Raw genomic sequence first — 24,356 nt, 5'->3', positions numbered from 1 at the left:
CCGGCAATGCACTTGCTACGCTCACCAGATCGCCCACGCCCTTCGCGAGCATCGCGCGCAACAGCGGCAGCGTCACCGCGCGCTTCTGTTCGAGCGAGAAGCGGTCGAGCGCGTCGAGCAAGGCCATCAGGCTCGGCATGTCGCGCCGGAAATGCGTGAGCAGGTAGGCGGGCACGTCGTCGGCGAGCGCAATGCCGCGCTCGCGCGCCGCGAGCTTGAGGATGGCCGCCTTGCCTTCGTCGGAGAGCGGCGCGAGGTGGAACACGAGGCCCCAGCCGAGGCGCGTGCGCAGGTCCTCGCGCACGGCGAGACCCATGGGCGGCGCGTTGCCCGTCGCGACGAGCGCGCAGGCGGGGTACGAGCGCACCTCGTTGAACAGGTTGAAGAGCGCGATCTGCTGCGCGCCCGAGAGCGAATCACAGTCGTCCACCGCGTAGATCGTCACGCGCGGATCGAACGTGAACGCCGCCAGCGCGCTTTGCGGGCCCAGATAGCGCACGTGGCCCGGCGGCGCTTCGTCGGCGAGCGCGTGCAGCAGGTGGCTGCGCCCGTTGCCGGGTTCGCCCCAGACATAGAACGTGCGATCGGCGATCGGGCCCGCCATGAGCGCCGCGTCCAGACCGCGCAGGCGCGCGACCAGCTCGGCGTTGGCGCCGATATGGAAGTTGTCGAAGGTCGATGGCGGCGGGGTGCCGAGATCGAGCGTTAACTGTCGCTGCACGGTGTGTCTGGACGGAATCGGTTCTAGTAAAGCGTGCTCTCGTGAGAACTGCGGAGATCACTGGGCCGCAACCGCCGCAGCACGATGCCGAGGGCGAGCGCGATCCCGGTCCAGATAGCGGCCCGACGCTGGCACGGTGCGAAATACGGTGTGTTGTGCGGCAAAACTCGGTTTCCGGTTGTGGGGCGCAGGCGAGGCGCGTTCCAAATCTCGCTCCACCCGCGGCGGCGGGGCGCCGTCAATCGGTTAAAATCGCATTTTACCGACCTTCTGGCGCTTCCCCATGAATCAACCGAAATCCGGCCCCGCTAATCAGGCACAGTCGCAGGACCAAGGCCTCTCCTACCGCGACGCGGGCGTGGACATCGACGCGGGTGACGCGCTCGTCGACCGCATCAAGCCCTTTGCGAAGAAGACCCTGCGCGACGGCGTGATGGGCGGCATCGGCGGATTCGGCGCGCTCTTCGAAGTGCCGAAGAAATACAAGGAGCCCGTGCTCGTTTCGGGCACCGACGGCGTGGGCACCAAGCTGCGTCTCGCATTTCATCTGAACAAACACGACACGGTCGGCCAGGATCTCGTCGCGATGAGCGTGAACGACATCCTCGTGCAGGGCGCCGAGCCGCTGTTCTTCCTCGACTACTTCGCCTGCGGCAAGCTGGATGTCGATACGGCGGCCACGGTCGTGAAGGGCATCGCGCAAGGCTGCGAGCTGTCGGGCTGCGCGCTGATCGGCGGTGAAACGGCCGAAATGCCGGGCATGTATCCCGACGGCGAATACGATCTCGCCGGTTTCGCGGTGGGCGCGGTCGAAAAGAGCAAGATCATCGACGGCAGCACGATCGCCCCGGGCGACGTGGTGCTGGGTCTCGCTTCGAGCGGCATCCACTCGAACGGCTTCTCGCTCGTGCGCAAGATCATCGAGCGCGCGCAACCGGACCTCGCGGCCGACTTCGACGGCCGTTCGCTCGCCGACGCGCTGATGGCGCCCACGCGCATCTACGTGAAGCCGCTGCTCAAGCTGATGGAAACCATCACGGTGAAGGGCATGGCGCACATCACGGGCGGCGGCCTCGTCGAGAACATTCCGCGCGTGCTGCGCGAAGGCCTCACGGCCGAACTGGATCACGCGGCATGGCCGCTGCCGCCGCTCTTCACGTGGCTGCAAAAGCACGGCGGCGTGGCCGATGCGGAAATGCACCGCGTGTTCAACTGCGGCATCGGCATGGCCGTGGTCGTGGCGGCGGATCAGGCCGATGCGGCGGCTTCCCTGCTGGCCGCCGCGGGCGAGCAGGTGTGGAAGATCGGCGTGGTGCGCGCAAGCAAGGAAGGCGAAGCGCAGACCGTGGTGGTCTAAGCCTCACGCGTTCCCGCGCAAAAAAATGCCCGCCATTCATCATGGCGGGCATTTTGTTTTCAGCGCGGCAATTCGCGTTACAGCACCGTGCGCACGTGCCACAGCTCCGGAAAGAGCACGACGTCGAGCATCTTGCGCAGATACGGTGCGCCATTCGTGCCGCCCGTGCCCTGCTTGAAGCCGATGATGCGCTCGACCGTCGTCACGTGGCGGAAGCGCCATTGACGGAACGCGTCTTCGAGATCGACGAGCTCTTCGGCCATCTCGTACAAATCCCAGTACTCCGAAGGATTGCGGTACACCTCCAGCCACGCCGCCTCGACCGTGGCGTCGTGTTCGGTCGCCAGGGACCAGTCGCGGTTCAGGCGTTCGGGCGCGATCGCAAAGCCGCGCCGCGCGAGCAGGCGTATGACTTCGTCGTAGAACGAGGGCGCCTCGAGCGTCGCTTTCACCTGCTCGAAAATCTCGCCCCGATGCTCGTGCGGCTTGAGCATCTGCCCGTTCTTGTTGCCGAGCAGGAACTCGATCTGCCGGTATTGATACGACTGGAAGCCCGACGAGGCGCCAAGATATGGCCGCATGGCCGTGTACTCGGAGGGCGTGAGCGTCGAGAGAACGCTCCACGCCTGCACGAGCTGCTCCATGATGCGCGAGACGCGCGCGAGCTGCTTGAACGCGGGCGGCAGTGCGTCGCGATGCACGTTGGCGAGCGCTGCGCGCAACTCGTAGAGCGCGAGCTTCATCCACAGCTCGCTCGTTTGATGCTGCACGATGAACAGCATCTCGTTGTGGTCGGGCGAGAGCGGATGCTGTGCGTTGAGTACGGCATCGAGCGCGAGGTAGTCGCCGTAGCTCATCGACTTCGAAAAGTCGAGCTGCGCGTCGTGCCAGCCTTCGCCTTGTGCCGCTTGTGCCGCTTGTGCCGCTTGTACCGCTTGTACCGCTTGTACCGCTTGTACCGCTTGTACCGCCGGCGCGGCGGCGCCGTGTCCGAACGGGCAGCCGCCACGTGCGGCGCCGTGGGTCTCACTCGCGGTTTCACCCGCGTCGGGCATACCGGGAACCTGCATGTGATCGTTCATCAGCCGCTCCTCAGGTCACCGCGCCGCGCTCGGCGAATTCGGGCTTGCGCCAGGACTCGGTGGCGAGCACGTCGCGCAGCGTCTCCACGGCGTCCCACACATCGACGTAACGCAGATACAACGGCGTGAAGCCGAAGCGCAGCACGCGCGGTTCGCGATAGTCGCCGATCACGCCGCGCGCGATCAACGCCTGCATCACCTCGTAGCCGTGCGGATGCTCGAAGCTCACGTGCGAGCCGCGCTCCGCATGCCCGCGCGGCGTGACGAGCGTGAGGCTGTATTCCTTGCAGCGCGTCTCGACCAGTTCGATGAAGAGGTCGGTGAGCGCGAGCGACTTGCCGCGGATGGCCTGCATGTCGGTTTGCAGGAACACGTCGAGACCGCATTCGACGAGCGCCATCGAAACGATCGGCTGCGTGCCGCAGAGAAAGCGGCCGATGCCGTCGTCGGGGCGGTACTCGGGGTTCATCTCGAACGGCTTCTTGTGGCCCCACCAGCCCGAAAGCGGCTGCGAGAACGCGCTCTGGTGGCGCTTGGGCACCCACACGAAACCAGGCGAGCCGGGGCCGCCGTTCAGGTATTTGTACGTGCAGCCCACGGCGTAGTCGGCGTTCGCGCCGTTCAGGTCAACCGGCACGGCGCCCGCCGAATGCGCGAGATCCCACAGTGCGAGCGCGCCCTGCGCGTGAATATGCCCGGTGAGCGCGCGCATGTCGTGCATCTCGCCCGTGCGGTAGTTCACGTGTGTGATCATCGCGACGGCCACGTCTTCGCGGATTGCCGCACGCAGTTCGGAAGGATCGTCGACGAGGCGCAGCTCGTAGCCGCGGTCGAGTTGCTCGATCAGCCCTTGCGCGATGTACAGGTCGCTCGGAAAGTTCGAGCGCTCCGAGACGATCACGCGGCGCTTCGGATCGCGCGCGTTCTGCACGCGCAGCGCGGCGGAAAGCGCCTTGAAGAGGTTGATCGAGATGGTGTCGGTGACGACGACTTCGTCGTCGGCCGCGCCGATCAGCTTCGCGAGCTTGTTGCCCAGACGCTTGGGCATGGCGAACCAGCCTGCCGTGTTCCAGCTGCGGATGAGGCCTTCGCCCCATTCGCCGCCGATCACGGCCTGCGCGCGCGCGGCCGAGGCCGAGGGCGGCACGCCGAGCGAGTTGCCGTCGAGATAGATGGTGCCGGCCGCGAGCGTGAATTGCTCGCGCAGGGCGGCGAGCGGATCGGCGCGATCGGCTGCCAGGGCTTCGTTGCGGTCGTTCATGTCTATCGTTTCTTTGGATGGCGGATTGAGCGGGGATTTAGTTGGCGGCGGAGGAAGTCAACTCGCGCAGCACGGCGCGCACGGGGCTTGCGTCGAGCGTCGAGAACTTCAGCGGCAGTGCGATGAGTTCGTAGTCGCCAGGCGCGATGGCGTCGAGCACGACGCCTTCGAGGATCGCCATGCCATGTGCGCGGATGCGGTGATGCGCGTCCATCGTCTTCGATTCCTGCGGGTCGAGCGAGGGCGTGTCGATGCCGATGAGACGCACGCCGTGCGCGGCGAGCAGATCGATCGTTGCCGGCGCGACGGCGCAAAACTTGCTGTCCCAGTGGTCCTGCGGCGCGTGCGCGTAGGTGCGCAACAGCACGCGCGGCGGGAGGCCTGGCAACGCGCCTTCCACATGTTCGGGCAGCACGAGCGGCGCGGCGCCCACGCAATGAATCACGCGGCACGCGCCGATATACGTGTCGAGCGGCACCTCGCCGATCGGCGCGCCTTCGGCGTCGTAGTGCAGCGGGGCGTCGGTGTGCGCGCCGGTGTGTGGCGACAGCGTCACGCGCGCGACGTTGACCGGCGAGCCTGCCTCCATGCGCCACACGCGCTCGACGCCAACGGGCGTGTCGCCGGGCCAGACGGGTGTTTCGGGGTGAATCGGCGGGGAAATGTCTTTGATCTGTGTCATGTCAAAGGCGCCTTGCGTACATGTTGTCTCCTGATGCTTCGAATGATAGGCAACTCCTCGTGAAATGTGCTTGCGAAAAAAACGCCGCAAACTTCGGTTGTTGGCACATAATTTGTCTTAAGACGGGAATGGAGACCAAATATGAACGCAATCTCGCTTGACGCTACCGATTGCCGTATTCTCGCCGTACTGCAAAATGAGGGGCGAATCAGTAATCTCGATTTGGCGGAGCGCATTTCGCTTTCGCCATCGGCTTGCCTGCGCCGTTTGCGGCTGCTCGAGGAGCAGGGCGTGGTGGAGCGGTACCGCGCCAGCCTGAACCGGGAGATTCTCGGCTTCGAGATGGAGGCGTTCGTGCAGGTGTCGATGCGCAACGACCAGGAGAGCTGGCACGAGCGCTTCGTCACGGCGCTACGTGACTGGCCGGAGGTGGTGGGGGCGTATGTGGTGACGGGCGAGACGCACTACCTGCTGCGCGTGCTCGCGCACAACCTCAAGCACTATTCGGACTTCGTGCTCAACAAGCTGTACAAGGCGCCGGGCGTGATGGACATCCGCTCGAACATCGTGCTCACGACGCTCAAGGTGGAAGTGGGCGTGCCCGTGGACCTGATCGCGCAGCGCGAGCCGAAAAGCGCGCCGGCATAAACGACGACGACGGGGCGCGCGCCCCGCCGTATCAGAGCGACTGGAGCTGGTGGAACGCGCCGCCGTGGAACACGAGCGGCGAAGCATCCGTGCCGTCCTCGCGCACGCCGCAGTGTTCCACTTCGCCGACGAAAATCACGTGGTCGCCTTCGTCATAGCGGCTGCGGTTATGGCACTCGAACCACGCGATCGCGCCGTCCAGCACGGGCATGCCGGTGTCGCCGGCCGCGTGCGAGACGCCCTCGAAGCGGTCGCCCTTCACGGTCGCAAAGCGCTTGCACAGGTCGATCTGCGACGCGGCGAGCACATTGATCACATAATGGCTGTTCGAGCGGAACACGGGCATGGACGCCGAGCGCGTGGCGAGGCTCCACAGCACGAGCGGCGGATTGAGCGAGACCGAGTTGAACGAGCTGGCCGTGATGCCGATGAGCGTGCCATCGGGCGCGCGCGTCGTGATCACGGTTACGCCAGTGGCGAACTGGCCAAGCGCGCGGCGGAATGCGCCGTCGTCGAAATTGGGCGGGCTGGCGCGGCGGGTCATCGGTGCAGGCCTTCACGGGCCGCGCGCGCGGCGGCGGGAGCAGAAATCGGGATCAACGTCATGTGGAAAATCGGCGAATTGTCACAATTTTAGCGGAAGCGGCGGATGGCGGGTCGCGCGGGGCACCGCGCAGTGATGTCCGCGATTGCGTCCGCAGTCACGATCAAAGGAGCGAACACATGAGTCAGACAGTCGAAACGGCCACCCTGGGCGGCGGATGCTTCTGGTGCCTGGAGGCGGTTTATCTGCGCGTGGAGGGGGTGAGTGCGGTGGAGTCGGGCTACGCGGGCGGCCACGTGGCGAACCCTGGCTACGAGCAGGTCTGCGACGGCGACACCGGCCACGCCGAGGTCGTGAAGGTGGACTTCGATCCCGCGAAGATCACGTATCGCGAGATACTCGACATCTTCTTCGCGATTCACGATCCCACGCAACTGAACCGCCAGGGCAACGACGTGGGCACGCAGTACCGCTCGGTGATCTTCACGCACTCCGAGGCGCAGCGCGAGACGGCCGAGCAGGCGATTCGCGAGCTGGCCGCCGAAGGCGTGTACGACGGCAAGATCGTCACCCAGGTGCTGCCGCTCGACGGCAATTACTTCCCCGCCGAGGCGTATCACCAGAACTACTTCGCGCAACACCCGAACCAGGGCTATTGCTCGTTCGTGGTCGCGCCGAAGGTCGCGAAGTTCCGTCAGAAGTTCGCGCACCGGCTCAAGGCTGAATAAGCTCCAGCAGGCGCGCGGGCGGCTTCGATCCCCCGTCGACGCCGTTGCGCGCCTCAGTCTTCCTTTTCTTCTTCTGCTTGCGCGCTGGACGGTGCTTCGTCCGGCGCCATTTCCCCGCGCAAGCGTTCCATCTCGTTTGCAATCGCCCGAGCGAGCTTCGCGCAGGTCAGCGGCGCCGATCCTTCCGCCTTGTTGTTGGTCGTGATCAGCACGGGCTGGCCCGCCATCGCGTAGCGCGCGGCCAGTTCCGCGAGCGTGACGCGCGTATGCGCATCTTCGTCCACCAGCTTGTCGAACGGCTCGTAGCGTGCCTTCGCCTGCTCGTACTTGAAGCCGCTATGCAGGCTCCAGCGCACGATCAGCGGGCCGGCCGGGGCTTCGCCGTCCATCAGCGCGAGCGCGGCGGCCTGGCGCAGCGGGTCCGGCATGCGCGCATGCAGGCCCACGCAGTAGCGCACGCACGCGGCGCGCAGCGTGCGCACGAAGCGCGGCGTGAGCAGGATCGCGTCGCGGATCTCGACGGCGTAGCTCGGGCCGTCGCCGGCTGCGGTGGGCTCGGTTGATTTGGGCAATGGCGGCAGCGCGGCGAGGAAGGTGGTAAGCCGCTCGACGAACGCCGCCGGGTCGGCCAGCAGCCGATCGGGCAGTGGCGGGAACTGGAACACGAGCGCGCCTGCCTTGCTGCCGAGGCCCGCAAGGCACGGCTCGACGAATTCGCGTGCGGCCAGCTCGGCGTTGAGAAAGCACGGATTCGCGGAAACGGGCTCGCCGCGGTCGCCGCGCACACTGGCGTCGGTGACGAGCGCCGGCGCCTTCACGATGAAGCGGAAGTGGTCCGGCACCTGCTGTGCGTAGCGCAGGTAATCGGTGACGGTGAGCGGCGCGTAGAACGAGCGGTCGATGCTCACCGAGCGCAGCAGCGGATGCGCGCCATAGGCCGAGAGGCCGTCGCGGGCGAGCTTGGACTGGCTGTAGTCCTCGCCGTAGACGATGCCGCGCCAGCCCGGAAACGACCACGACGAGGTGCCAAGGCGCACGCTCGCGGGCAGCGCGGCGGCGACCTCGAGCGTGTCTTGCGTCGCCACGGCGGGCAGCACGCCGCGGCCGCGGCGCTTGGGGGCGTCGGGGTTGGGCGCGGGCTTTTTCGGCGTTGTTTCGCGCGGCTCGCCATCTGCGAGCGCTTCGATATCCGCGTCATTCTCGCGGGTGGCGCGGGCGGGGCGCTGGGTAGCGGATTTCGTGGCGGGCTTCGTCGCAGGCGTGGGCGCCGCGAAGCCGAACAGGTCGGGCTGTGGCTCGGCGCGGGCTTCGGCCTTCGGCGCGTTGCGGCGCGCAGCCGGGCGCGCGGCCGCGTGGGCGGCGTCGGGGCCGGAGTCGTTGGCCGCCCCGAGCGTCATGTCGCCAAACAGGTCGTGGCCGTCGTCGCGTTCGTTCATGCAGTTGCGTCGCGCAGTGGCGTCGTGATGGCGGTCGTGGGGCGAAGCCGGCTGGGCCGGGCGCAACTGCGGGAACAGTTGATTCGCTGGCGGCGCGGCTCGCCGCGCCGCCGCCTGCGTCAGAGCGGCTTCTCGTACATATACCGGCGCGACCACGGCAGCGTTGTCGCGCTGCGGCCGGCCTTGCGGCAGACGATCTGGAAGATCGACACGTCGTCGTGCTCGAACGCGTACGCACAACCCGCCAGATAAACGCGCCAGATCCGGAACTTCTCGTCGTCGACGAGCTGTTTCGCTTCCTCGGCGCGCGCCTCGAAATTCTCCGCCCACAAATCGAGCGTGTGCGCATAGTGACGGCGCAGGCTTTCCACGTCAACCGCTTCTAGGCCACCGTGCTGCGCCGCCTGGAGGGCGAGGCCGATGTGCGGCAACTCGCCGTCGGGGAACACGTAGCGGTCGATGAACTCGCCGCCGCCCAGCGCCGTTTCGCCCGATTCGGCGTCCGACGAGGTGATGCCGTGATTCATGGCGACGCCGTCGTCGGCGAGCAGGTCGTGGACCTTGCGGAAATAGCCCGGCAGATTCTTGCGTCCGACGTGCTCGAACATCCCCACGCTCGTGATGCGGTCGAACTGGCCTTGTATGTCGCGATAGTCCTGCAGGCGGATCTCGATGCGATCTTCAAGGCCTGCCGCCTTCACGCGTGCGGTGGCGAGGTCGAACTGGTTCTGCGAGAGCGTCACGCCCACGCAGCGCGCGCCGAACTTCTGCGCCGCACGCAGCACGAGCGCGCCCCACCCGCAGCCGATATCGAGCAGCGTCTGACCCGCCTTCACCTGGATCTTCGTGAGGATATGGTCGATTTTCTTGAGCTGGGCGGTGGCGAGGTCTTCGTCGCCGTTTTCGAAGTACGCGCACGAATAGACCATGTTCTCGTCGAGCCAGAGTTTGTAGAACTCGTTCGAGACGTCGTAGTGGTACTGGATGGCCTGCCTGTCCGTGGACTTCGAATGCGTGAAATAGCGGCGCACGCGCGCAAGCTTGCTGGCGCTCGTGACGGTGTTATGCGCGAGCAAATAGCTGATGTTGATGATGTCGGCGAGCTTGCCTTCTATGTCGATCTTGCCCTTCACGTAGGCCTCGCCGAGATTGTCGAGGCTCGGCGTGAGCAGGAGCGGCAGCGCCGACGCGCTATTGACCTTGAGCGTGACCTGAGGCGCGGCGAAGTGGCCGAAGTCGTATTGCTGCCCGCTCCAGAGCACGAGGCGGGCGGGCAGGTCGGCCTTGCTGCGCACTTCATCCACCCACTGTGCGAGTTTTTTCTCCCAGAACATGCGTTTCTCTCCGTGTCAGATGAACGATTGAAGCCCAATGACAAAAGCGAATTGCGATGCTTGATTTATGGCAACAGCGAGCTACTGAACGACGTGCAACGAAAGCGGTGAGACGAAAACTCGGTGGGCGCGGCGTAAGTGCGGAAAGTGCGGTAAGTGTGTTACGCCGCGCGCACGCGCTCAGGGCGCTAGACGTTCGATACGCCAGGCCGCACTCGCGCTGTCACGCGCGTAACGGATGCGGTCGTGCAGGCGCGACGGGCGGCCTTGCCAGAACTCGATGGCCTCCGGCACGAGCCGGTAACCGCCCCAGTGCGGCGGGCGGGGCGGTGCTTCGCCATACTGCGCGGCGATTTCGCGCTCGCGGGCTTCGAGCGTCTCGCGGTTTGCAATCACCGTGCTTTGCTCCGAGGCCCACGCGCCAATACGCGAGCCGAGCGGGCGCGAGTTGAAGTAGGCGTCGCTTTCCTCGGCGCTCGTGAGTTCGACCTTGCCCTCGATGCGTACCTGACGCTCCAGCTCGACCCAGTGAAAGAGCAACGCCGCATGCGGATTCGCACTCAGCTCGCGGCCCTTGCGGCTTTCGTAGTTCGTGAAGAACACGAAGCCGCGCTTGTCCACGCCCTTGATGAGCAGGATGCGTGCGGCAGGGCGGCCTTGTGCGTCGACCGTGGCGACCGTCATGGCGTTGGGCTCGGGCAGCTTCGCGTCGAGCGCCTGGGCGAACCAGGTCTGGAACTGGCGGATCGGATCGGGATCGACGTCGGCGGCGTCGAGCGAGCCGAGCGAGTACGTCTTGCGGAGATCGGCGAGGGTTGTCATCTTTTATGCAGACGCTTCAATGCGGACAAGTATATCGAACAGGCGAGGAAACAGGGGCGCCCGGCTAGGGGTGCACGGCCTCGGTCGGCGCGATCAGGCAAAATACGGGTCTTGCGAGGACCGCGACAGCAGCGTGCGACCGGTCCGCTTACGATTGCCTACCGTCATGTCCAGTACTCCGATTTCCCCTGCCGCCGGCTCCGTCGATCTTACCGCGAGCCCTGCCCACGATGTTGCCGACCGCGCCCGCCGATTCGGCGGAGTCGCGCGGCTTTATGGCGCACCCGCGCTCGACGCGTTCGAGCGCGCCCACGTCGCCGTGATCGGCATTGGCGGCGTGGGCTCCTGGGCCGCCGAGGCGCTCGCTCGCAGCGCGATCGGCAAGCTCACGCTGATCGACCTCGACAACGTGGCCGAGAGCAACACCAACCGCCAGATCCACGCGCTCGACGGCAACTACGGCAAGCCCAAGGTCGAGGCCATGGCCGAGCGTATCAAGCTCATCGACCCGGCCTGCGAGGTGCGTCTCGTCGAGGATTTCGTCGAACCGTCGAACTTTGCCGGGTTGCTGGGCGGCGGCTTCGACTACGTGATCGACGCCATCGACAGCGTGCGCACCAAGACCGCGCTGATCGCCTGGTGCGTGGAGCACCGCGTGCCGCTCATCACGGTGGGCGGCGCCGGGGGGCAGCTCGACCCCACGCGGATTCGCATCGACGACCTCGCGCTCACGATCCAGGACCCGCTGCTCTCCAAGGTGCGCGGCCAGTTGCGCAAGCAGCACGGCTTTCCGCGCGGTCCGAAGGCGAAATTCAAGGTGAGCGCGGTGTATTCGGACGAGCCGCTGATCTATCCCGAGGCGGCCGTGTGCGATATCGACGCCGAGGCCGAGCACGTCACCACCTCGCCGGGGCATCACGGTCCGGTGGGGCTGAACTGCGCGGGCTTCGGTTCGAGCGTGTGTGTGACGGCGAGCTTTGGCTTCGCGGCGGCTTCGTATGTGCTGCGCGCGTTGGCGCATCGAGCCAGCGGGCGTTGAAGCCGGGCGGCAAGAACGCAAAAAAGCGTGCCTTATGAGGCGCGCTTTCGTTTAGCCCTGCAAAGCGAGAACCGCGCGCGTCGGTCGCCTTATTCGACCGCTTCCGCTTCGTGCAGACGCGGCAGCAGGCGATCGAACTCGCGGCGTACGAGACCGTAGCACTCGCATGCGCGCGCTTCGAGCCGCTTGCGGTCGAGTATGCGGATCTTGCCGCGGCTGTGATGGATCAGACCTTCGTCATGCAGCTTGCCAGCTGCTTCCGTGACGCCTTCGCGGCGCACGCCGAGCATGTCGGCGATCAGTTGCTGCGTCACGCTCAGATCGTTCGAGTCGACGCGGTCCACTTCGATCAGCAGCCACCGGCACAACTGCTTGCTCAGCGAGTGGTGGCGGTTGCAGGCGGCCGTCTGTGCGACCTGCGTGAGCAGTGCATGCATGTAAAGCAGCGTAATGCGGCGCAGGAGGTCCGAGCGCGCGAACTGCTGCTTGAGTGCCTGTGCGCTGATGCGGTAGGCGAAGCCCGAACTTTGCACCTGCACGCGGTTCGGCATCGTTTCGCCACCGGTCAGCACGGGTACGCCGGTCATGCCTTCCCGGCCCACGGCTGCAATTTCGACGGAACTGCCGTCTTCCATTGTCGTGAGCATCGAGATGACGGCGGTCGTCGGAAAGTACACGTGATGAATGCGCTGGCCACAGTCGCAGAGCAGTTGTTCAGTGCGCAGTTGAACAAGTTCGAGATGCGGCGCCAACGCCTGCCACTCGTTTGACGGAAGTGCGCCCAGCAGATGATTGCCGTGCAGATCGGATTGAAGGGTCAACATGATCGGTCCTCGCGTAAAGCGGCGTGTGCCGCCTCCTGTTTTTTCTGTTTCCGGCTGCCGAACTTTTGGTTATCGCCGTTACCCGTACGGCTATTCGTTCGTTGCGCCGGCCCCATAAGCCCCATTAGCGTTTTGCGATCTCGATTGTCGGCATCGACGCCTGTGTGGCGAACTCTACTTAGCAGGGGTTGTGCCAGCAGCCGCGAAAGTGAGGATGCTTGCGGCTCTGCGCGGTGCGAGCTATTTCCGGGGCGACGCAAAGCCGCATTATTGTTTCAGTTTTGTACAGCGCCAGCGCGGCGCCGTTTGCGAAGTCGCTAGAGTTTGATGTCGCCAGGCCATTGATTTATATGGATATTTTCGCTCCGCGCGCGGATGCCTGGAAATGAGTCCTTGCTGAAACATCGTTGGGCCATCGTCTTGAACGCGTTGTGCGCTTACCTTTGAAGCGACGCGGTTTTGATTCAGTTCTGTTGGGGGGGCACCGACACTGTCGCAAATACGTTCGGATGTGAAACATCACATTGCGTGGCCATCTTCGCGCTTCGTGCGTTGCCGCACATAACGATGACTGCGCGATGACTGCGCCTCCGTCCCAAAGAAAAATTTCCTGACCGCCCGTGCGATCAATGTGGTTGCGCGTACAGATTCGCGCGATGCGTATTGTTCAAATGTCACCTTACGCGAACCGATAACGAGACTCGGTGCATGACTTCGGGGGAGTGACTCGAATGAACAACGATGTGGCATCTGCCGGCCTGATAGCCGCGATGAGCGAAGGTGACGCCGAACTCATCGTTCAGCCCGTTGTGCTGGCGGGCGGTTCCGGCACGCGGCTATGGCCGCTTTCGCGCGAACACTGTCCCAAGCAACTGATCGATCTGCTCGATGGCGAGTCGCTGCTCGAGGCGACTGTACGGCGCCTGGATGGTGTGTTCCTGCACGCAGGCGCCTCACTGCCTGCAGCGCACACAGCGGTTCGCAAGGCTGCGCCATTCGTCGTGAGCAGTGAGGACTTGCGCCATCTGACTGCTGACCGTCTTGGCCGTAGCGGTATGGCCGCTCGCTTCGTGCTTGAACCGCTCGCGCGCAACACGGCGCCCGCGCTGACGGCGGTGGCGCTTGCCGCCCGCGGCGACGGCGATCCCGTGCTCGTTGCCATGCCCGCTGACCATCTGATCGCCGATGGCGCCGCGTTTGCTGCCGCGCTCGAAGAAGCCGTGACGCACGCGGCGCGCGGCGCCATCGTCACACTGGGCGTGCCGCCGCAGCGGGCCGAAACGGGCTACGGCTACATCGGCGCGGGTTTGTCGCTTGGCAACAGCGGAGCGCGCAGCATCGAGCATTTTGTGGAGAAGCCCGATGCGGAGCGCGCTGCAAGCTATGTCGCCTCGGGCAACTATCTTTGGAACAGTGGGATTTTCGTTGTGCGCGCATCGGTCTGGCTCGCGGCGATCGCGCACAGCCGGCCGCTCATCGCGTCGCAGTGCGCGGTGGCCTTCGAACGTGCCTGCGTCGACGCTGACGGCACCGTCCACTTGAACCGCGACGCGCTCGCCGCCTGTCCGTCCGATTCGATCGACTACGCGGTGATGGAGTCGGTCGGCGTGAATGCGCAGCTCGCGGGCGTGGTCGTGCCGCTTCGTTCGGGCTGGTCGGATGTCGGGGCGTGGGATGCCCTGTGGCAGGTCTCGAAGAAGGACGAGAATGGCAACGTCGCGCGCGGGCGCGTGTTGTTCGAGGATGCGGCGGATACCTTCGTGCATTCGGACGGCCGGCTCGTTGCCTGCGTGGGCGTGCGGGACATGGTGGTGGTCGAGACAGCGGACGCCGTGCTCGTTGTCGCAAAGGACCGCGTTCAGGATGTCAAGGCGGTAGTTGCGAAGCTCAAGGCGCAGCACAGTGAGGTGGCGCGCCAGCACCGGCGCGTGGAGCGCCCGTGGGGCTGGTACGACTCGGTCGATCAGGGCGAGCGCTTTCAGGTCAAGCGCATCGTTGTCAAGCCGGGTGGCCGGCTTTCGCTGCAGATGCATCACCACCGCGCGGAGCACTGGACCGTGGTGCGCGGCACGGCGCGCGTTACGCGCGGCGACGAGGTGCTCCTGCTTTCCGAAAACGAATCGACCTACATTCCGCTTGGCATGACGCACCGGCTCGAGAATCCGGGCAAGACGGCGCTCGAGATCATCGAGGTGCAGTCGGGCTGTTATCTCGGCGAGGACGACATCGTGCGCTTCGACGACCAGTACGGTCGTGTTCAGCAGGCGTAGCTGACCGAACGTAAGGCGACGGTGCAACGCGAGGACGCACGCGGCGTCCTCCGCGCGCTCAATATCAGTTCAGCGCCGCGCTCAGCTTGCGCCGCCACTCGCTCACGAGCTGCGGCTGATGCGCCGCGAGATCGAACACGGAAAGCATGGTCTTGCGGCCCACGTCGTCGCGGAAGGCGCGGTCGCGTTTCACGATCTCCAGCAGATGCTCGAGCGCGCCCGCGTACTTGTGCCGCGCGATCAGCGCGCTCGCCAGATCGAAGCGCGCTTCGAGGTCGCCGGGATTGGCGGCCACCTGGGCTTCGAGCGAGTCGGTGGGCGGCAGGTCGGCGGCGGCGTCGAGCGCGTCGAGGCGAGTTTTGAGCGCGTTAAAGCGCGCGTCGATGCCCTGCGTGGTCTTGGGCGAGAGCAGCTCGACTTCCTTTTGCGCGTCGTCGGCGCGGTTGTCGGCGAGCAGCATCTCGATCAGGTCCATGCGCACTTCGTCGTTGCCCGGATCGAACGCGAGCGCGGCCTGCAGTGCTTCATAGGCTTCGTCGCGGCGGCCCTCGGCCAGCGCTTCCTGCGCGGCGCGGCGTGCGGCGTCGGCGCCGTCCGGGATCAGGCCGTCGAGGAACTGGCGCAGCTGGCCTTCGGGCAGCACGCCCACGAACTGATCGACCGCCTGGCGGTCCGCGAACGCCACGACGTGCGGAATGCTGCGCACGCCGAAGTGCGCGGCGAGCTCCTGGTTCTCGTCGACGTTCACCTTCACGAGCTTCCATTTGCCCGCGTAGTCGGCCTCGAGTTTTTCGAGCATCGGGCCGAGGCTCTTGCAAGGGCCGCACCAGGGCGCCCAGAAGTCGACCAGCACCGGCGCTAGCGCCGACGCTTCGATCACGTCTTTTTCGAAAGTGGCGAGAGTGGTGTCCATTGCGTCCTCGTTCAGAAATCCGTTATGTCGCTAGTTGGGGACGAAACGCCCAAGTTTCAATCATCCTCTGAAAGCGGCGCCTCAACGCGGCTTCTTCTCCGGCAGCGGAATCCATTCCGTTTCGCCGGGAACATGCCCCATTTCCTGACGCGTCCACGCTTCCTTCGCGGCTTCGATCTTTTCGCGCGAGCTTGCGACGAAGTTCCATTCGATGAAGCGCTCGCCTTCGAGTTTTTCGCCGCCGAGCAGCATCACGCGTGCCCCATTCGTGCTCGAAAGCGTGATGGTTTCGCCCGGCACCAGCACGGCCATGGTGTGCTGTTCGAGCGGCGTGCCGTCGATCGCGAGATCGCCTTCCACGAGATACACGCCGCGCTCTTCGTGCTCCGCGTCGAGCGCGATTGCGCTGCCCGGCGCGAAATCTGCGGCGACGTAGAGCGTGCCGGAAAAGGTCTCGACCGGCGAGCTCGCGCCGAACGCCGTGCCGGCGATCACGCGCATCGTGACGCCGTTGCGCTCGATTTCGGGCAGCGTGGCGGCGGCGTGATGGAAGAACGACGGATCCGTGTCTTCGTGATCGAACGGCAACGCCACCCAGGTCTGGATGCCGTGCATGGTGAGGCCGGTGGCGCGGTCCTCGTCGGGCGTGCGCTCGGAGTGGACGATGCCGCGTCCGGCCGTCATCCAGTTCACGTCGCCGGGCACGATCTTCTGGCTGGAGCCGATGCTGTCGCGATGCATGAGCGCGCCGTCGAAGAGATAGGTGACCGTCGCGAGCCCGATATGCGGGTGCGGACGCACATCCACGCCCGAGCCCGGCGCGAGCGTGGCGGGGCCCATGTGGTCGAAGAAGATGAACGGGCCGACGAGGCGTGCGGCGAGCGCGGGCAGCACGCGCCGCACGTAGAGATTGCCGATGTCGCGTTGATGAGGCTTGAGAACCGCTTTGATCGATGAGGACATGATGCTTCCTGAATGAGTCGTACGGCAGGCGCTGTGGGCCAACTAGTGGGCGAAATCGGCGCGCGGGCAGGCCACGCGCGAGGCTGGCGCTCATTCTAACGCCGGCTTTCCCGGCGTGTGGCTAACGCAGAGGCCCGGCGCTGGCGGCCCGGCGCGCGGCGGCGCGAGGCGGTAAGATCGCCGCTTCGAAGAAAAGGTATGACGCAAAAAAGGAGAGAGGGGATGTCGCCGAAGGACCTGTTGCTCGCGCTGGTGGTGGTGCTCGCATGGGGCGTGAATTTCGTGGTGATCAAGGTGGGGCTGCACGGCGTGCCGCCGCTCTTGCTCGGCGCGCTGCGCTTCATGCTGGCGGCTTTCCCCGCGGTGCTGTTCGTGAAGCGCCCGCAAATGCCGCTGCGCTGGCTGCTGGCCTACGGCGCGACCATCTCGCTCGGCCAGTTCGCGTTCCTCTTCACGGCAATGTACGTGGGCATGCCCGCGGGCCTCGCTTCCGTCGTGCTGCAGGCGCAGGCGTTCTTCACGCTCGGCTTTGCGGCGGTGTTTCTGCGCGAGCACTTTCACGCGCAGAACGTCATCGGCTTGTTGATTGCCGCGGGCGGTCTCGCGCTGATTGGCGTGCAGTCGATGGGAGGCACTGCGGGGAACAGTCCGCACGGCATGACCATCGCCGGTTTCGTGCTCACGCTATGTGCGGCCTGCATGTGGGCGCTCGGCAATATCGTCACGAAAAAGGTGGGCAACGTGGATCTCGTCGGCCTCGTGGTGTGGGCGAGCCTCGTGCCGCCGCTGCCGTTTCTCGTGCTCTCGTACTGGTTGGAAGGTCCGCAGCGCATCGTGGCCGCGCTCTCGGGCATCGGCATGACGTCGGTGGGCGCGATCATCTATCTCGCGTTCGTTGCGACGCTCATCGGCTACAGCCTCTGGAGCCGCCTGCTCTCGAAATATCCCGCAAGCCAGGTGGCGCCGTTCTCGCTGCTCGTGCCGATCGTCGGGCTCGCCTCGGCGTCGCTGCTGCTCGGCGAGCAGTTGACCGCGGCCGAGATCGGCGGCGCCGTGCTCGTGATGGGTGGCCTCGGCGTCAATGTGTTCGGGGGTTGGGTCAAGCAGCGGCTCGGCGCCGTGCGCTCGTAACGCTCGCGCTCCAAATGAAACGCCGCGCGAGCCCGAAGGCGTGCGCGGCGTTTTCCAGCAGGCCAGGCTGGCGGGCTTCAGGTCATGCGGCTCTTCGCAAGCGGCGGATTGGCCGCGAAATAGCGCCTGATGCCCTTGAGAATCGCGTTCGCCATCTTCTCGCGATAGGCGTCGTCATTGAGCTTGGTCTCTTCTTCGGGATTGCTGATGAAGGCCGTCTCCACGAGGATCGACGGAATGTCGGGTGCCTTGAGCACCGCGAAGCCCGCCTGCTCGACCGAGCCCTTGTGCAGCTTGTTGATCTCGCCGACCTCGTTGAGCACGAAGCCGCCGTAACGCATCGAGTCGCGGATCTGCGCCGTCGTCGACATGTCGAAGAGCGCGCGGTTCACGGCGGCGTCGGCCGTCTGCACGCTGATGCCGCCGATCTGGTCGGACGCGTTCTCCTTGTTCGCCATCCAGCGCGCCGCGGCGCTCGTCGCGCCGTGCTCCGAAAGCGCGAACACCGACGAGCCGCGCGCCTCGGGCGTGGTGAATGCGTCGGCGTGGATCGAGACGAACAGGTCCGCGCCCACGCGGTGCGCCTTCTGCACGCGCACGTTCAGCGGCACGAAGAAGTCGGCGTCGCGCGTCATCATCGCGCGCATGTTGGGCTGGGCGTCGATCTTCGCGCGCAGCTTCTTCGCGATGTCGAGCGCGACGTGCTTCTCGTAGGTGCCCGCGCTGCCGATCGCGCCCGGATCCTCGCCGCCGTGACCCGGATCGATCGCGACCGTCAACAGGCGCGTGGTGCCGCCCCTGGTGGTCTTCGGCGTGGTGAAGCCGTAGTTGTCGTCGGCGCTGGCGCTGTCGTCGTTGCGCTGGGCGACGACAGGCGGCTTCGGCGTGGCAGGCCGCGGCGGACGCGGCGCAACCACGGGGGGCGCGGGCCGCGGCGTGCTGGGCGAAGCGCCCGAGTCGTTCTGCGCGTAGCGCTCGAAGAACGCGTCGCTGTTGTCGTGCGCGGGCGGCGCGCTCATTCCAGCATTGGGACCGGCGAGCGTGGGCGGCGTGGAGGGCGGCGCGCTGTCCTTCATCGCTTCGTGCGCGTCGAGCTGCTGCTGCTTGCGCTCGGTTTGCGCCAGCAGGTCCATGAGCGGGTCGGGCGCGACCGCCGGATAGAGGTCGAACACGAGCCGGTACTTATACGAGCCCACCGGCTGCAGCGAGAACACCTGTGGCTTGACCGAGCCCTTGAGGTCGAACACCATGCGCACCACGTGCGGCTGGTACTGGCCCACGCGCACGGCCTGGATCTGCGGATCGTTCGGCGTGATTTTGGAGACGAGGTTCTTGAGCGCGTCGTCGAGATCGAGCCCGGTGAGATCGACGACGAGACGATCTGGACCCTGCAGCAGTTGCTGCGCGTTCTGCAGCGGCTGGTCCGATTCGATGGTGACGCGCGTGTAGTCGCGCGCGGGCCACACGCGCACGCCGACGACCGAAGTGGCCCACGCGAGGCGCGGCACGGCAAGACCGAGCACGAGCGTGGAGGCGCCCGCCTTCAGAATCTGCCGGCGACGCCAGTTGTGCGTGGCGGTGGCGGCCGATTCGATCGAGCGGAACGGTTTGATTAACATCTTTCTAGACATGCCTTTCCTGATGCGCTGTATGCGTAAGCGGTGAGCACGCGGCCTTCGCCGCTTGCGTCCGGCTCCAGCGAGAACACGAGATCGGGTACGCCCAGCAGGCCGCCCGCGCGTTGCGGCCATTCGACGAGGCACACCGCACCTTGCGCGAAATATTCGCGAAAGCCCGAGTCGGCCCATTCGGCCGGATCGCTGAAACGGTACAGATCGAAGTGATAAAGCTGGAGTTCCCCACTCGGCGTTGCGACCGTGTACGGTTCGACGAGCGTGTAGGTGGGGCTGCGCACGCGGCCCGCGTGGCCGAGCGCGCGCAACGTGGCGCGCACGAGCGAGGTCTTGCCCGCGCCGAGGTCGCCGTGCAACTGCACGTGCAGGCCATCAAAGGGCGGTGCGCCGGGGTTTACCGCATGATTCGCGCGCAGCGAATCGAGCGCGTGCGCAAAGCGTGCGCCGAAGGCGTCGGTGGCGTCGGCGTCTGCGAGATCGAAACGGCGCGCGAGGAGAACGTCGGCGGATGGATCAAGCTGAAGCGGCGCGTGGTCGTGACCGGGCGTGTCGGGCATTCTCGTAAAATGACGTGATGAACCCCACGCATTCCCCTTCCAACTCCGCGCAGGATGCGCGAGCGTCTTCTGAGGCGCTCGACCCAACGTCCGCTCAGGCGTGTGCTCAAGCTCATGCTCGAGTTGACGCGCTGCGAGATTCGTCTGCGCCGGCCGCCGAGCAGGCCACGCCGCTCGATGAGGCGGCGCTCGCCGCGCTCGCGGCGCGCATCCGGACGTGGGGGCGCGAGCTGGGGTTCGGTGAGATCGGTATCAGTGACACCGACCTTTCCCATGCCGAGGCGGGCCTCGCCGCGTGGCTCGAAGCAGGCTGCCACGGCGAGATGGATTATATGGCCAAACATGGGATGAAACGCGCGCGGCCCGCCGAGCTTGTGGCCGGCACGCGACGCGTGATCACCGCACGCATGGCCTATTTGCCCATCGATACGCTCGCGCCGAATGCAGCGGGAAAGACGCACGAAAGTACTTCGCAAGGCGGTTCGGATCGCAGCGAGAGTGCTGGCACGAACGTTGCCCACGCGCGTATTCACGCCGACTGGCGTCTGCACGAGCACGCGCGTCTCGCCGACCCGCATGCCGCCGTCGTGTCGATTTACGCACGTGGCCGCGACTATCACAAGGTGCTGCGCGCGCGGCTTCAGCAGCTTGCCGAGCGCATCGAGGCCGAGATCGGCCAGTTCGGTTTTCGCGTGTTCACCGACTCCGCGCCGGTGCTCGAGGTCGAGCTTGCGCAGAAGGCAGGCGTGGGTTGGCGCGGCAAGCACACGCTGCTGCTGCAGCGCGACGCGGGCTCGCTCTTCTTTCTCGGCGAGATCTACGTAGACGTGCCGCTGCCCACCGATGCCGACGACCCAGCCAGCGCCGCACCGGAATCGCCGGGCGCGCATTGCGGCAGTTGCACGCGCTGCATCGACGCGTGCCCAACGGGTGCGATCACCGGGCCGTATCGCGTGGATGCGCGCCGCTGCATCTCCTATCTCACGATCGAGCTCAAGGGCAGTATTCCCCTGGAACTGCGCGAGCTGATCGGCAATCGTGTGTATGGCTGCGACGACTGCCAGCTCGTGTGTCCCTGGAACAAGTTCGCGCAGGCCGCGCCCGTCCCGGATTTCGACGTGCGTCATGGGCTCGATCGCGCGAGTCTCGTCGACCTGTTCGGCTGGAGCGCGGCTCAGTTCGACGAGCGCATGCAGGGCAGCGCGATACGGCGCATCGGCTACGAGAGCTGGTCGCGCAATATCGCGGTGGCGATGGGCAATGCGCTGCGCGCATCGCGTGAGGCCTCGAGCAACGAAGGTGACGACGCGCGCGCTGCGATCGTGAAGGCGCTGCGCGAGCGCGAGCATGACGCGTCGGCGGTCGTGCGCGAGCACGTGCTTTGGGCGCTGGAGGCGGCTTGATGCAAATGGACACCGCGGAGGCTGGCATGGACATGAAACTGAACGACGGCGCACTGGAAATCGCGCGCACAACGCGGCACTATGGCGTGCAACATTCGCGCGCGAAGGAGACGACGATGTTCAACGCAGTGATCGACGCGCCATTCGGCAAGGTCGGCATCCGCACCGTCGGGCAAGCGCTGCGCGAGATCGTCTATCTGCCGCGGCACACGGCGAGCGTCGAGCCCGATTGCGAACTCGCCGCGCGCGCGGCCGGGCAGATCGGCCAGTATTTCGAGAGCGCCGACGCCGGCTTCGACCTGCCGCTCGCACCGCTCGGCACCGAATTCCAGCGGCGTGTGTGGGACGGCATCTGCGCAATCGAGGCGGGGGAAGTCCTCACCTACGGCGAACTCGCGAAGCGCATTGGCGGGCTCAGCCCGCGCGCCGTGGGCCAGGCGTGCGGCGACAATCCCTTTCCGCTCGTGATTCCGTGCCACCGCGTGGTGTCGGCGAGCGGCCTCGGCGGTTTCGCGCATCACGGCGGCGAGGGTTTCTTTCGCGACGTGAAGCGCTGGCTGCTCGCCCACGAATGCACGTCGAACCGATTTCAACTGCGCTGACACGATGACCGGGATGCGCGGCAAGCCCCGTACTTCAGGGTTGCTTCAGGGCGGGGAAGGATAGCGCGGACGCCGACGGCGTCCTTGACAACGCGCGAGTACTGGTAAGCTTCCTCTTATGCAACGACTCCAGGCCTTCAAGTTTGAACTGATGCCGACCGGCGAACAGCAGCGCAACATGCGCCGCTTCGCCGGCTCGTGCCGGTTTGTCTTCAACAGGGCGCTGGCGTTGCAAAAGGAACGCTACGAGCGCAGCGACAAAAAGCTCGGCTATGCCGGGCTATGCAAGGAACTCACCGCGTGGCGTAATGCCACGGAAACACAGTGGCTGTCCGACGCTTCGGTCCATCCCTTGCAGCAGGCGCTGAAGGATCTGGAGCGCGCCTATGCGAACTTCTTCGCAAAGCGGGCAGCGTTCCCGCGCTTCGCAAGGCGCGGCCAGTCCGACAGCTTCCGCTACCCCGATCCGAAGCAGATCAGGCTCGATCAGGGAAACAGCCGTATCTTTCTGCCTAAGCTCGGCTGGCTGCGCTTTCGCAACAGCCGTAATGTGCTTGGAGAGGTGCGTAACGCCACAGTTTCGTACGCAGGCAGCAAGTGGTTCGTGTCGATCCAGACTGCCCGCGAGGTCGAGCAACCGATTCCAGTCGCAACTTCGGCGGTCGGCATCGACATGGGCGTGACCCGCTTCGCCACGCTGAGCGATGGCACTTGTCTGGCGCCGCTGAACAGCTTCAGGAAGCATGAGGCGCGCTTGCGCCGCTACCAGCGGGCAATGAGCCGCAAGGTGAAGTTCAGCAGCAACTGGAAGAAGGCAAAAGCCCGAGTCCAGCGCATTCATGCCCGCATCGCGAACGTGCGGCGCGACTTCCTTCACAAGGCCTCGGCCACCATCAGCAAAAACCACGCGCTCGTGTGTATCGAGGACCTGAAGGTGCGTAACATGTCGCGCTCGGCGGCTGGCACGGCCGACCAGCGCGGCAGAAATGTGCGGGCCAAGGCAGGCCTGAACAAGGCGATACTCGATCAGGGCTGGGGAGAATTCCGGCGGCAGCTGGAGTACAAGGTCGAATGGGCTGGTGGCTGGGTCGTTGCCGTGCCGCCGCACGACACAAGCCGTACCTGTCCGTGCTGCGGCCACGTCTCTGGCTCCAATCGCACGACGCAAGCGCGATTCTTGTGTGTCGAGTGCGGGTACGAAGCGAATGCCGACCTGGTTGGTGCGATCAACGTGCTTCGCCGTGGCGAGGCACAGCTGAGCAGTGAAGGGCTGGAACTAGCCCAGATAGCCTGCGGAGAGAAGGTGCAGTCAGGCCGCTCGATGAAGCAGGAACCCACCCAGGTGACGTGTGATGGCTAACTCCATCAACGGCACGGCAGGAATCCTCCCCATTCATGGGGAGGAGGATCTCAAGACGAATCCGCCGCCGCTTGCCGCAAGCGATGCCGCCGACGAAGCGGAGCAGGCGCTCGACCCCGTTGCGGCCGAAGCGCTTGCTGCGAGCCTCACCGCCATCGACACGTTTTGCGACGCCATGTGGCTCGAGCACGGCTTGTCGCGCAACACGCTCGACGCTTATCGGCGCGATTTGCGCCTCTTCGCGCAATGGCTAGCGCGCGAGCGCTCCAACGCACTCGATACGACCCATGAAGACGATTTGCTCGCCTACAGCGCGCGCCGCAAGGACGACAAATCCACTTCGGCGAACCGGCGCCTTTCGGTGTTTCGCCGCTACTACGGCTGGGCGCTGCGCGAGCAGCGCGTGCATTCGGATCCGACCGTGCGCATCCGCTCGGCGAAGCAGGCGCCGCGCTTTCCAACCACGCTGAGCGAGGCGCAGGTCGAGGCGCTACTCGGCGCGCCCGATGTCGAGACGCCGCTCGGCCTGCGCGATCGCACGATGCTGGAACTGATGTACGCGAGCGGCCTGCGCGTGACCGAACTCGTTACGCTCAAGACGGTCGAGGTGGGCCTGAACGAAGGCGTCGTGCGCGTGCTCGGCAAGGGCTCGAAAGAGCGGCTCATTCCGTTCGGCGAGGAGGCGCACGCGTGGATCGAGCGCTACCTGCGCGAGGCGCGGCCGGCGCTGCTCGGCGCACGCACGACCGACGCGCTCTTCGTGACCGCGCGCGCCGAAGGCATGACGCGCCAGCAGTTCTGGCACATCATCAAGCGCCATGCGGCGGCGGCCGGCGTGCATGCGCCGCTTTCGCCGCACACGATGCGCCACGCGTTCGCCACGCACCTGCTCAATCACGGCGCCGATCTGCGGGTCGTGCAGCTTCTGCTCGGCCACAGCGACATTTCCACCACGCAGATCTATACGCACGTCGCGCGCGAGCGGCTGCGGCTGTTGCACGCGAAGCATCATCCGCGCGGCTGACCCTGGCAAACGCGTTTGGCG

At 65.7% G+C, this 24,356-nt stretch carries 22 protein-coding genes and 1 pseudogene; 10 read left to right on the top strand and 13 right to left on the bottom strand.

The window, feature by feature from the left end:
• Nucleotides 1–19 precede the first annotated feature (19 nt).
• Nucleotides 20–721, bottom strand: a pseudogene (gene hda, locus M3I54_RS10385) (DnaA regulatory inactivator Hda); the annotation flags it as partial.
• Between the two features lie 283 nt (nucleotides 722–1,004).
• Between hda and purM the strand changes: the two are divergent.
• Nucleotides 1,005–2,078, top strand: coding sequence for a phosphoribosylformylglycinamidine cyclo-ligase (gene purM, locus M3I54_RS10380; protein ID WP_254335411.1), 1,074 nt, complete (start codon nucleotides 1,005–1,007; stop codon nucleotides 2,076–2,078).
• 77 nt (nucleotides 2,079–2,155) lie between these two features.
• Here purM and kynA read toward each other — a convergent pair whose 3' ends face one another.
• From kynA to kynB, 3 genes are read right to left on the bottom strand one after another with little or no spacing between them, the layout of a single operon-like run.
• Complete coding sequence (gene kynA, locus M3I54_RS10375) at nucleotides 2,156–3,160, bottom strand: tryptophan 2,3-dioxygenase (RefSeq protein ID WP_254335409.1); 1,005 nt, start codon at nucleotides 3,158–3,160, stop codon at nucleotides 2,156–2,158.
• 10 nt (nucleotides 3,161–3,170) lie between these two features.
• Nucleotides 3,171–4,421, bottom strand: a complete 1,251-nt coding sequence (gene kynU, locus M3I54_RS10370) for a kynureninase (protein WP_254335407.1) — start codon at nucleotides 4,419–4,421, stop codon at nucleotides 3,171–3,173.
• A 37-nt stretch (nucleotides 4,422–4,458) separates the two neighbouring features.
• Nucleotides 4,459–5,103: an arylformamidase gene (kynB, locus tag M3I54_RS10365; RefSeq protein ID WP_254335405.1), complete on the bottom strand. Its 645-nt coding sequence runs from the start codon at nucleotides 5,101–5,103 to the stop codon at nucleotides 4,459–4,461.
• A 141-nt stretch (nucleotides 5,104–5,244) separates the two neighbouring features.
• Between kynB and M3I54_RS10360 the strand changes: the two genes are divergently transcribed.
• Nucleotides 5,245–5,751, top strand: coding sequence for an Lrp/AsnC family transcriptional regulator (locus tag M3I54_RS10360; RefSeq protein WP_028202039.1), 507 nt, complete (start codon nucleotides 5,245–5,247; stop codon nucleotides 5,749–5,751).
• A 31-nt stretch (nucleotides 5,752–5,782) separates the two neighbouring features.
• Here M3I54_RS10360 and M3I54_RS10355 read toward each other — a convergent pair whose 3' ends face one another.
• Nucleotides 5,783–6,295, bottom strand: coding sequence for a flavin reductase family protein (locus M3I54_RS10355; protein WP_254335403.1), 513 nt, complete (start codon nucleotides 6,293–6,295; stop codon nucleotides 5,783–5,785).
• Between the two features lie 179 nt (nucleotides 6,296–6,474).
• Here M3I54_RS10355 and msrA point away from each other — a divergent pair, with 179 nt between their 5' ends.
• Nucleotides 6,475–7,023, top strand: coding sequence for a peptide-methionine (S)-S-oxide reductase MsrA (msrA, locus tag M3I54_RS10350; protein WP_254335402.1), 549 nt, complete (start codon nucleotides 6,475–6,477; stop codon nucleotides 7,021–7,023).
• A gap of 53 nt (nucleotides 7,024–7,076) precedes the next feature.
• Here the strand turns inward: msrA and M3I54_RS10345 are convergent, their stop codons facing one another.
• The 3 genes from M3I54_RS10345 to pdxH form a co-directional block, all read right to left on the bottom strand.
• The gene (locus M3I54_RS10345) at nucleotides 7,077–8,459 is read right to left on the bottom strand and encodes a DUF72 domain-containing protein (RefSeq protein WP_254335401.1); all 1,383 of its coding nucleotides are present in this window, start codon (nucleotides 8,457–8,459) and stop codon (nucleotides 7,077–7,079) included.
• A 119-nt stretch (nucleotides 8,460–8,578) separates the two neighbouring features.
• Complete coding sequence (locus M3I54_RS10340; RefSeq protein ID WP_254335400.1) at nucleotides 8,579–9,793, bottom strand: cyclopropane-fatty-acyl-phospholipid synthase family protein; 1,215 nt, start codon at nucleotides 9,791–9,793, stop codon at nucleotides 8,579–8,581.
• 180 nt (nucleotides 9,794–9,973) lie between these two features.
• The gene (gene pdxH / locus M3I54_RS10335; RefSeq protein ID WP_254335399.1) at nucleotides 9,974–10,615 is read right to left on the bottom strand and encodes a pyridoxamine 5'-phosphate oxidase; all 642 of its coding nucleotides are present in this window, start codon (nucleotides 10,613–10,615) and stop codon (nucleotides 9,974–9,976) included.
• Between the two features lie 166 nt (nucleotides 10,616–10,781).
• On the opposite strand from pdxH, the gene tcdA reads away from it, so the two are divergent.
• Nucleotides 10,782–11,654: a tRNA cyclic N6-threonylcarbamoyladenosine(37) synthase TcdA gene (gene tcdA, locus M3I54_RS10330; protein ID WP_254335398.1), complete on the top strand. Its 873-nt coding sequence runs from the start codon at nucleotides 10,782–10,784 to the stop codon at nucleotides 11,652–11,654.
• 89 nt (nucleotides 11,655–11,743) lie between these two features.
• Here the strand turns inward: tcdA and M3I54_RS10325 are convergent, their stop codons facing one another.
• Nucleotides 11,744–12,478 (bottom strand): Crp/Fnr family transcriptional regulator, encoded by a 735-nt coding sequence (locus M3I54_RS10325; RefSeq protein WP_254335397.1) that lies wholly within the window; start codon nucleotides 12,476–12,478, stop codon nucleotides 11,744–11,746.
• 731 nt (nucleotides 12,479–13,209) lie between these two features.
• On the opposite strand from M3I54_RS10325, the gene M3I54_RS10320 reads away from it, so the two are divergent.
• Nucleotides 13,210–14,748: a mannose-1-phosphate guanylyltransferase/mannose-6-phosphate isomerase gene (locus tag M3I54_RS10320; protein ID WP_302058919.1), complete on the top strand. Its 1,539-nt coding sequence runs from the start codon at nucleotides 13,210–13,212 to the stop codon at nucleotides 14,746–14,748.
• Between the two features lie 64 nt (nucleotides 14,749–14,812).
• Here M3I54_RS10320 and trxA read toward each other — a convergent pair whose 3' ends face one another.
• Entirely contained in the window at nucleotides 14,813–15,661 is an 849-nt protein-coding gene (gene trxA, locus M3I54_RS10315) for a thioredoxin (RefSeq protein ID WP_254335395.1), read from the bottom strand.
• An 81-nt stretch (nucleotides 15,662–15,742) separates the two neighbouring features.
• On the bottom strand, nucleotides 15,743–16,624 hold the full coding sequence (locus M3I54_RS10310) for a pirin family protein (protein ID WP_254335393.1): 882 nt from the start codon (nucleotides 16,622–16,624) through the stop codon (nucleotides 15,743–15,745).
• A gap of 222 nt (nucleotides 16,625–16,846) precedes the next feature.
• On the opposite strand from M3I54_RS10310, the gene M3I54_RS10305 reads away from it, so the two are divergent.
• The gene (locus tag M3I54_RS10305) at nucleotides 16,847–17,755 is read left to right on the top strand and encodes an EamA family transporter (RefSeq protein ID WP_254335391.1); all 909 of its coding nucleotides are present in this window, start codon (nucleotides 16,847–16,849) and stop codon (nucleotides 17,753–17,755) included.
• A gap of 77 nt (nucleotides 17,756–17,832) precedes the next feature.
• Here the strand turns inward: M3I54_RS10305 and M3I54_RS10300 are convergent, their stop codons facing one another.
• Both M3I54_RS10300 and tsaE read right to left on the bottom strand, forming a co-directional pair.
• A complete protein-coding gene (locus tag M3I54_RS10300) occupies nucleotides 17,833–19,386 on the bottom strand; it encodes an N-acetylmuramoyl-L-alanine amidase (RefSeq protein ID WP_254335389.1) in 1,554 nt (517 codons plus the stop codon).
• Nucleotides 19,368–19,946, bottom strand: coding sequence for a tRNA (adenosine(37)-N6)-threonylcarbamoyltransferase complex ATPase subunit type 1 TsaE (gene tsaE / locus M3I54_RS10295; RefSeq protein ID WP_254335388.1), 579 nt, complete (start codon nucleotides 19,944–19,946; stop codon nucleotides 19,368–19,370). The genes M3I54_RS10300 and tsaE overlap by 19 nt, the downstream gene beginning before the upstream one ends.
• Nucleotides 19,947–19,963: 17 nt before the next feature.
• On the opposite strand from tsaE, the gene queG reads away from it, so the two are divergent.
• From queG to xerD, 4 genes are all read left to right on the top strand, one after another.
• Nucleotides 19,964–21,349, top strand: a complete 1,386-nt coding sequence (gene queG / locus M3I54_RS10290; RefSeq protein ID WP_254335381.1) for a tRNA epoxyqueuosine(34) reductase QueG — start codon at nucleotides 19,964–19,966, stop codon at nucleotides 21,347–21,349.
• Nucleotides 21,350–21,465: 116 nt separating this feature from the next.
• Entirely contained in the window at nucleotides 21,466–21,951 is a 486-nt protein-coding gene (locus M3I54_RS10285; RefSeq protein WP_254335761.1) for a methylated-DNA--[protein]-cysteine S-methyltransferase, read from the top strand.
• 118 nt (nucleotides 21,952–22,069) lie between these two features.
• Nucleotides 22,070–23,311 (top strand): transposase, encoded by a 1,242-nt coding sequence (locus tag M3I54_RS10280; protein WP_254335379.1) that lies wholly within the window; start codon nucleotides 22,070–22,072, stop codon nucleotides 23,309–23,311.
• Complete coding sequence (gene xerD, locus M3I54_RS10275; protein ID WP_254335377.1) at nucleotides 23,304–24,335, top strand: site-specific tyrosine recombinase XerD; 1,032 nt, start codon at nucleotides 23,304–23,306, stop codon at nucleotides 24,333–24,335. Before M3I54_RS10280 ends, xerD begins: the two co-directional genes overlap by 8 nt.
• Nucleotides 24,336–24,356: the final 21 nt, after the last annotated feature.

It is taken from the genome of Paraburkholderia sp. CNPSo 3274, from assembly GCF_024206475.1.
GTDB lineage: Bacteria > Pseudomonadota > Gammaproteobacteria > Burkholderiales > Burkholderiaceae > Paraburkholderia.
This window is presented reverse-complemented; position numbering and strand designations above follow the sequence as displayed.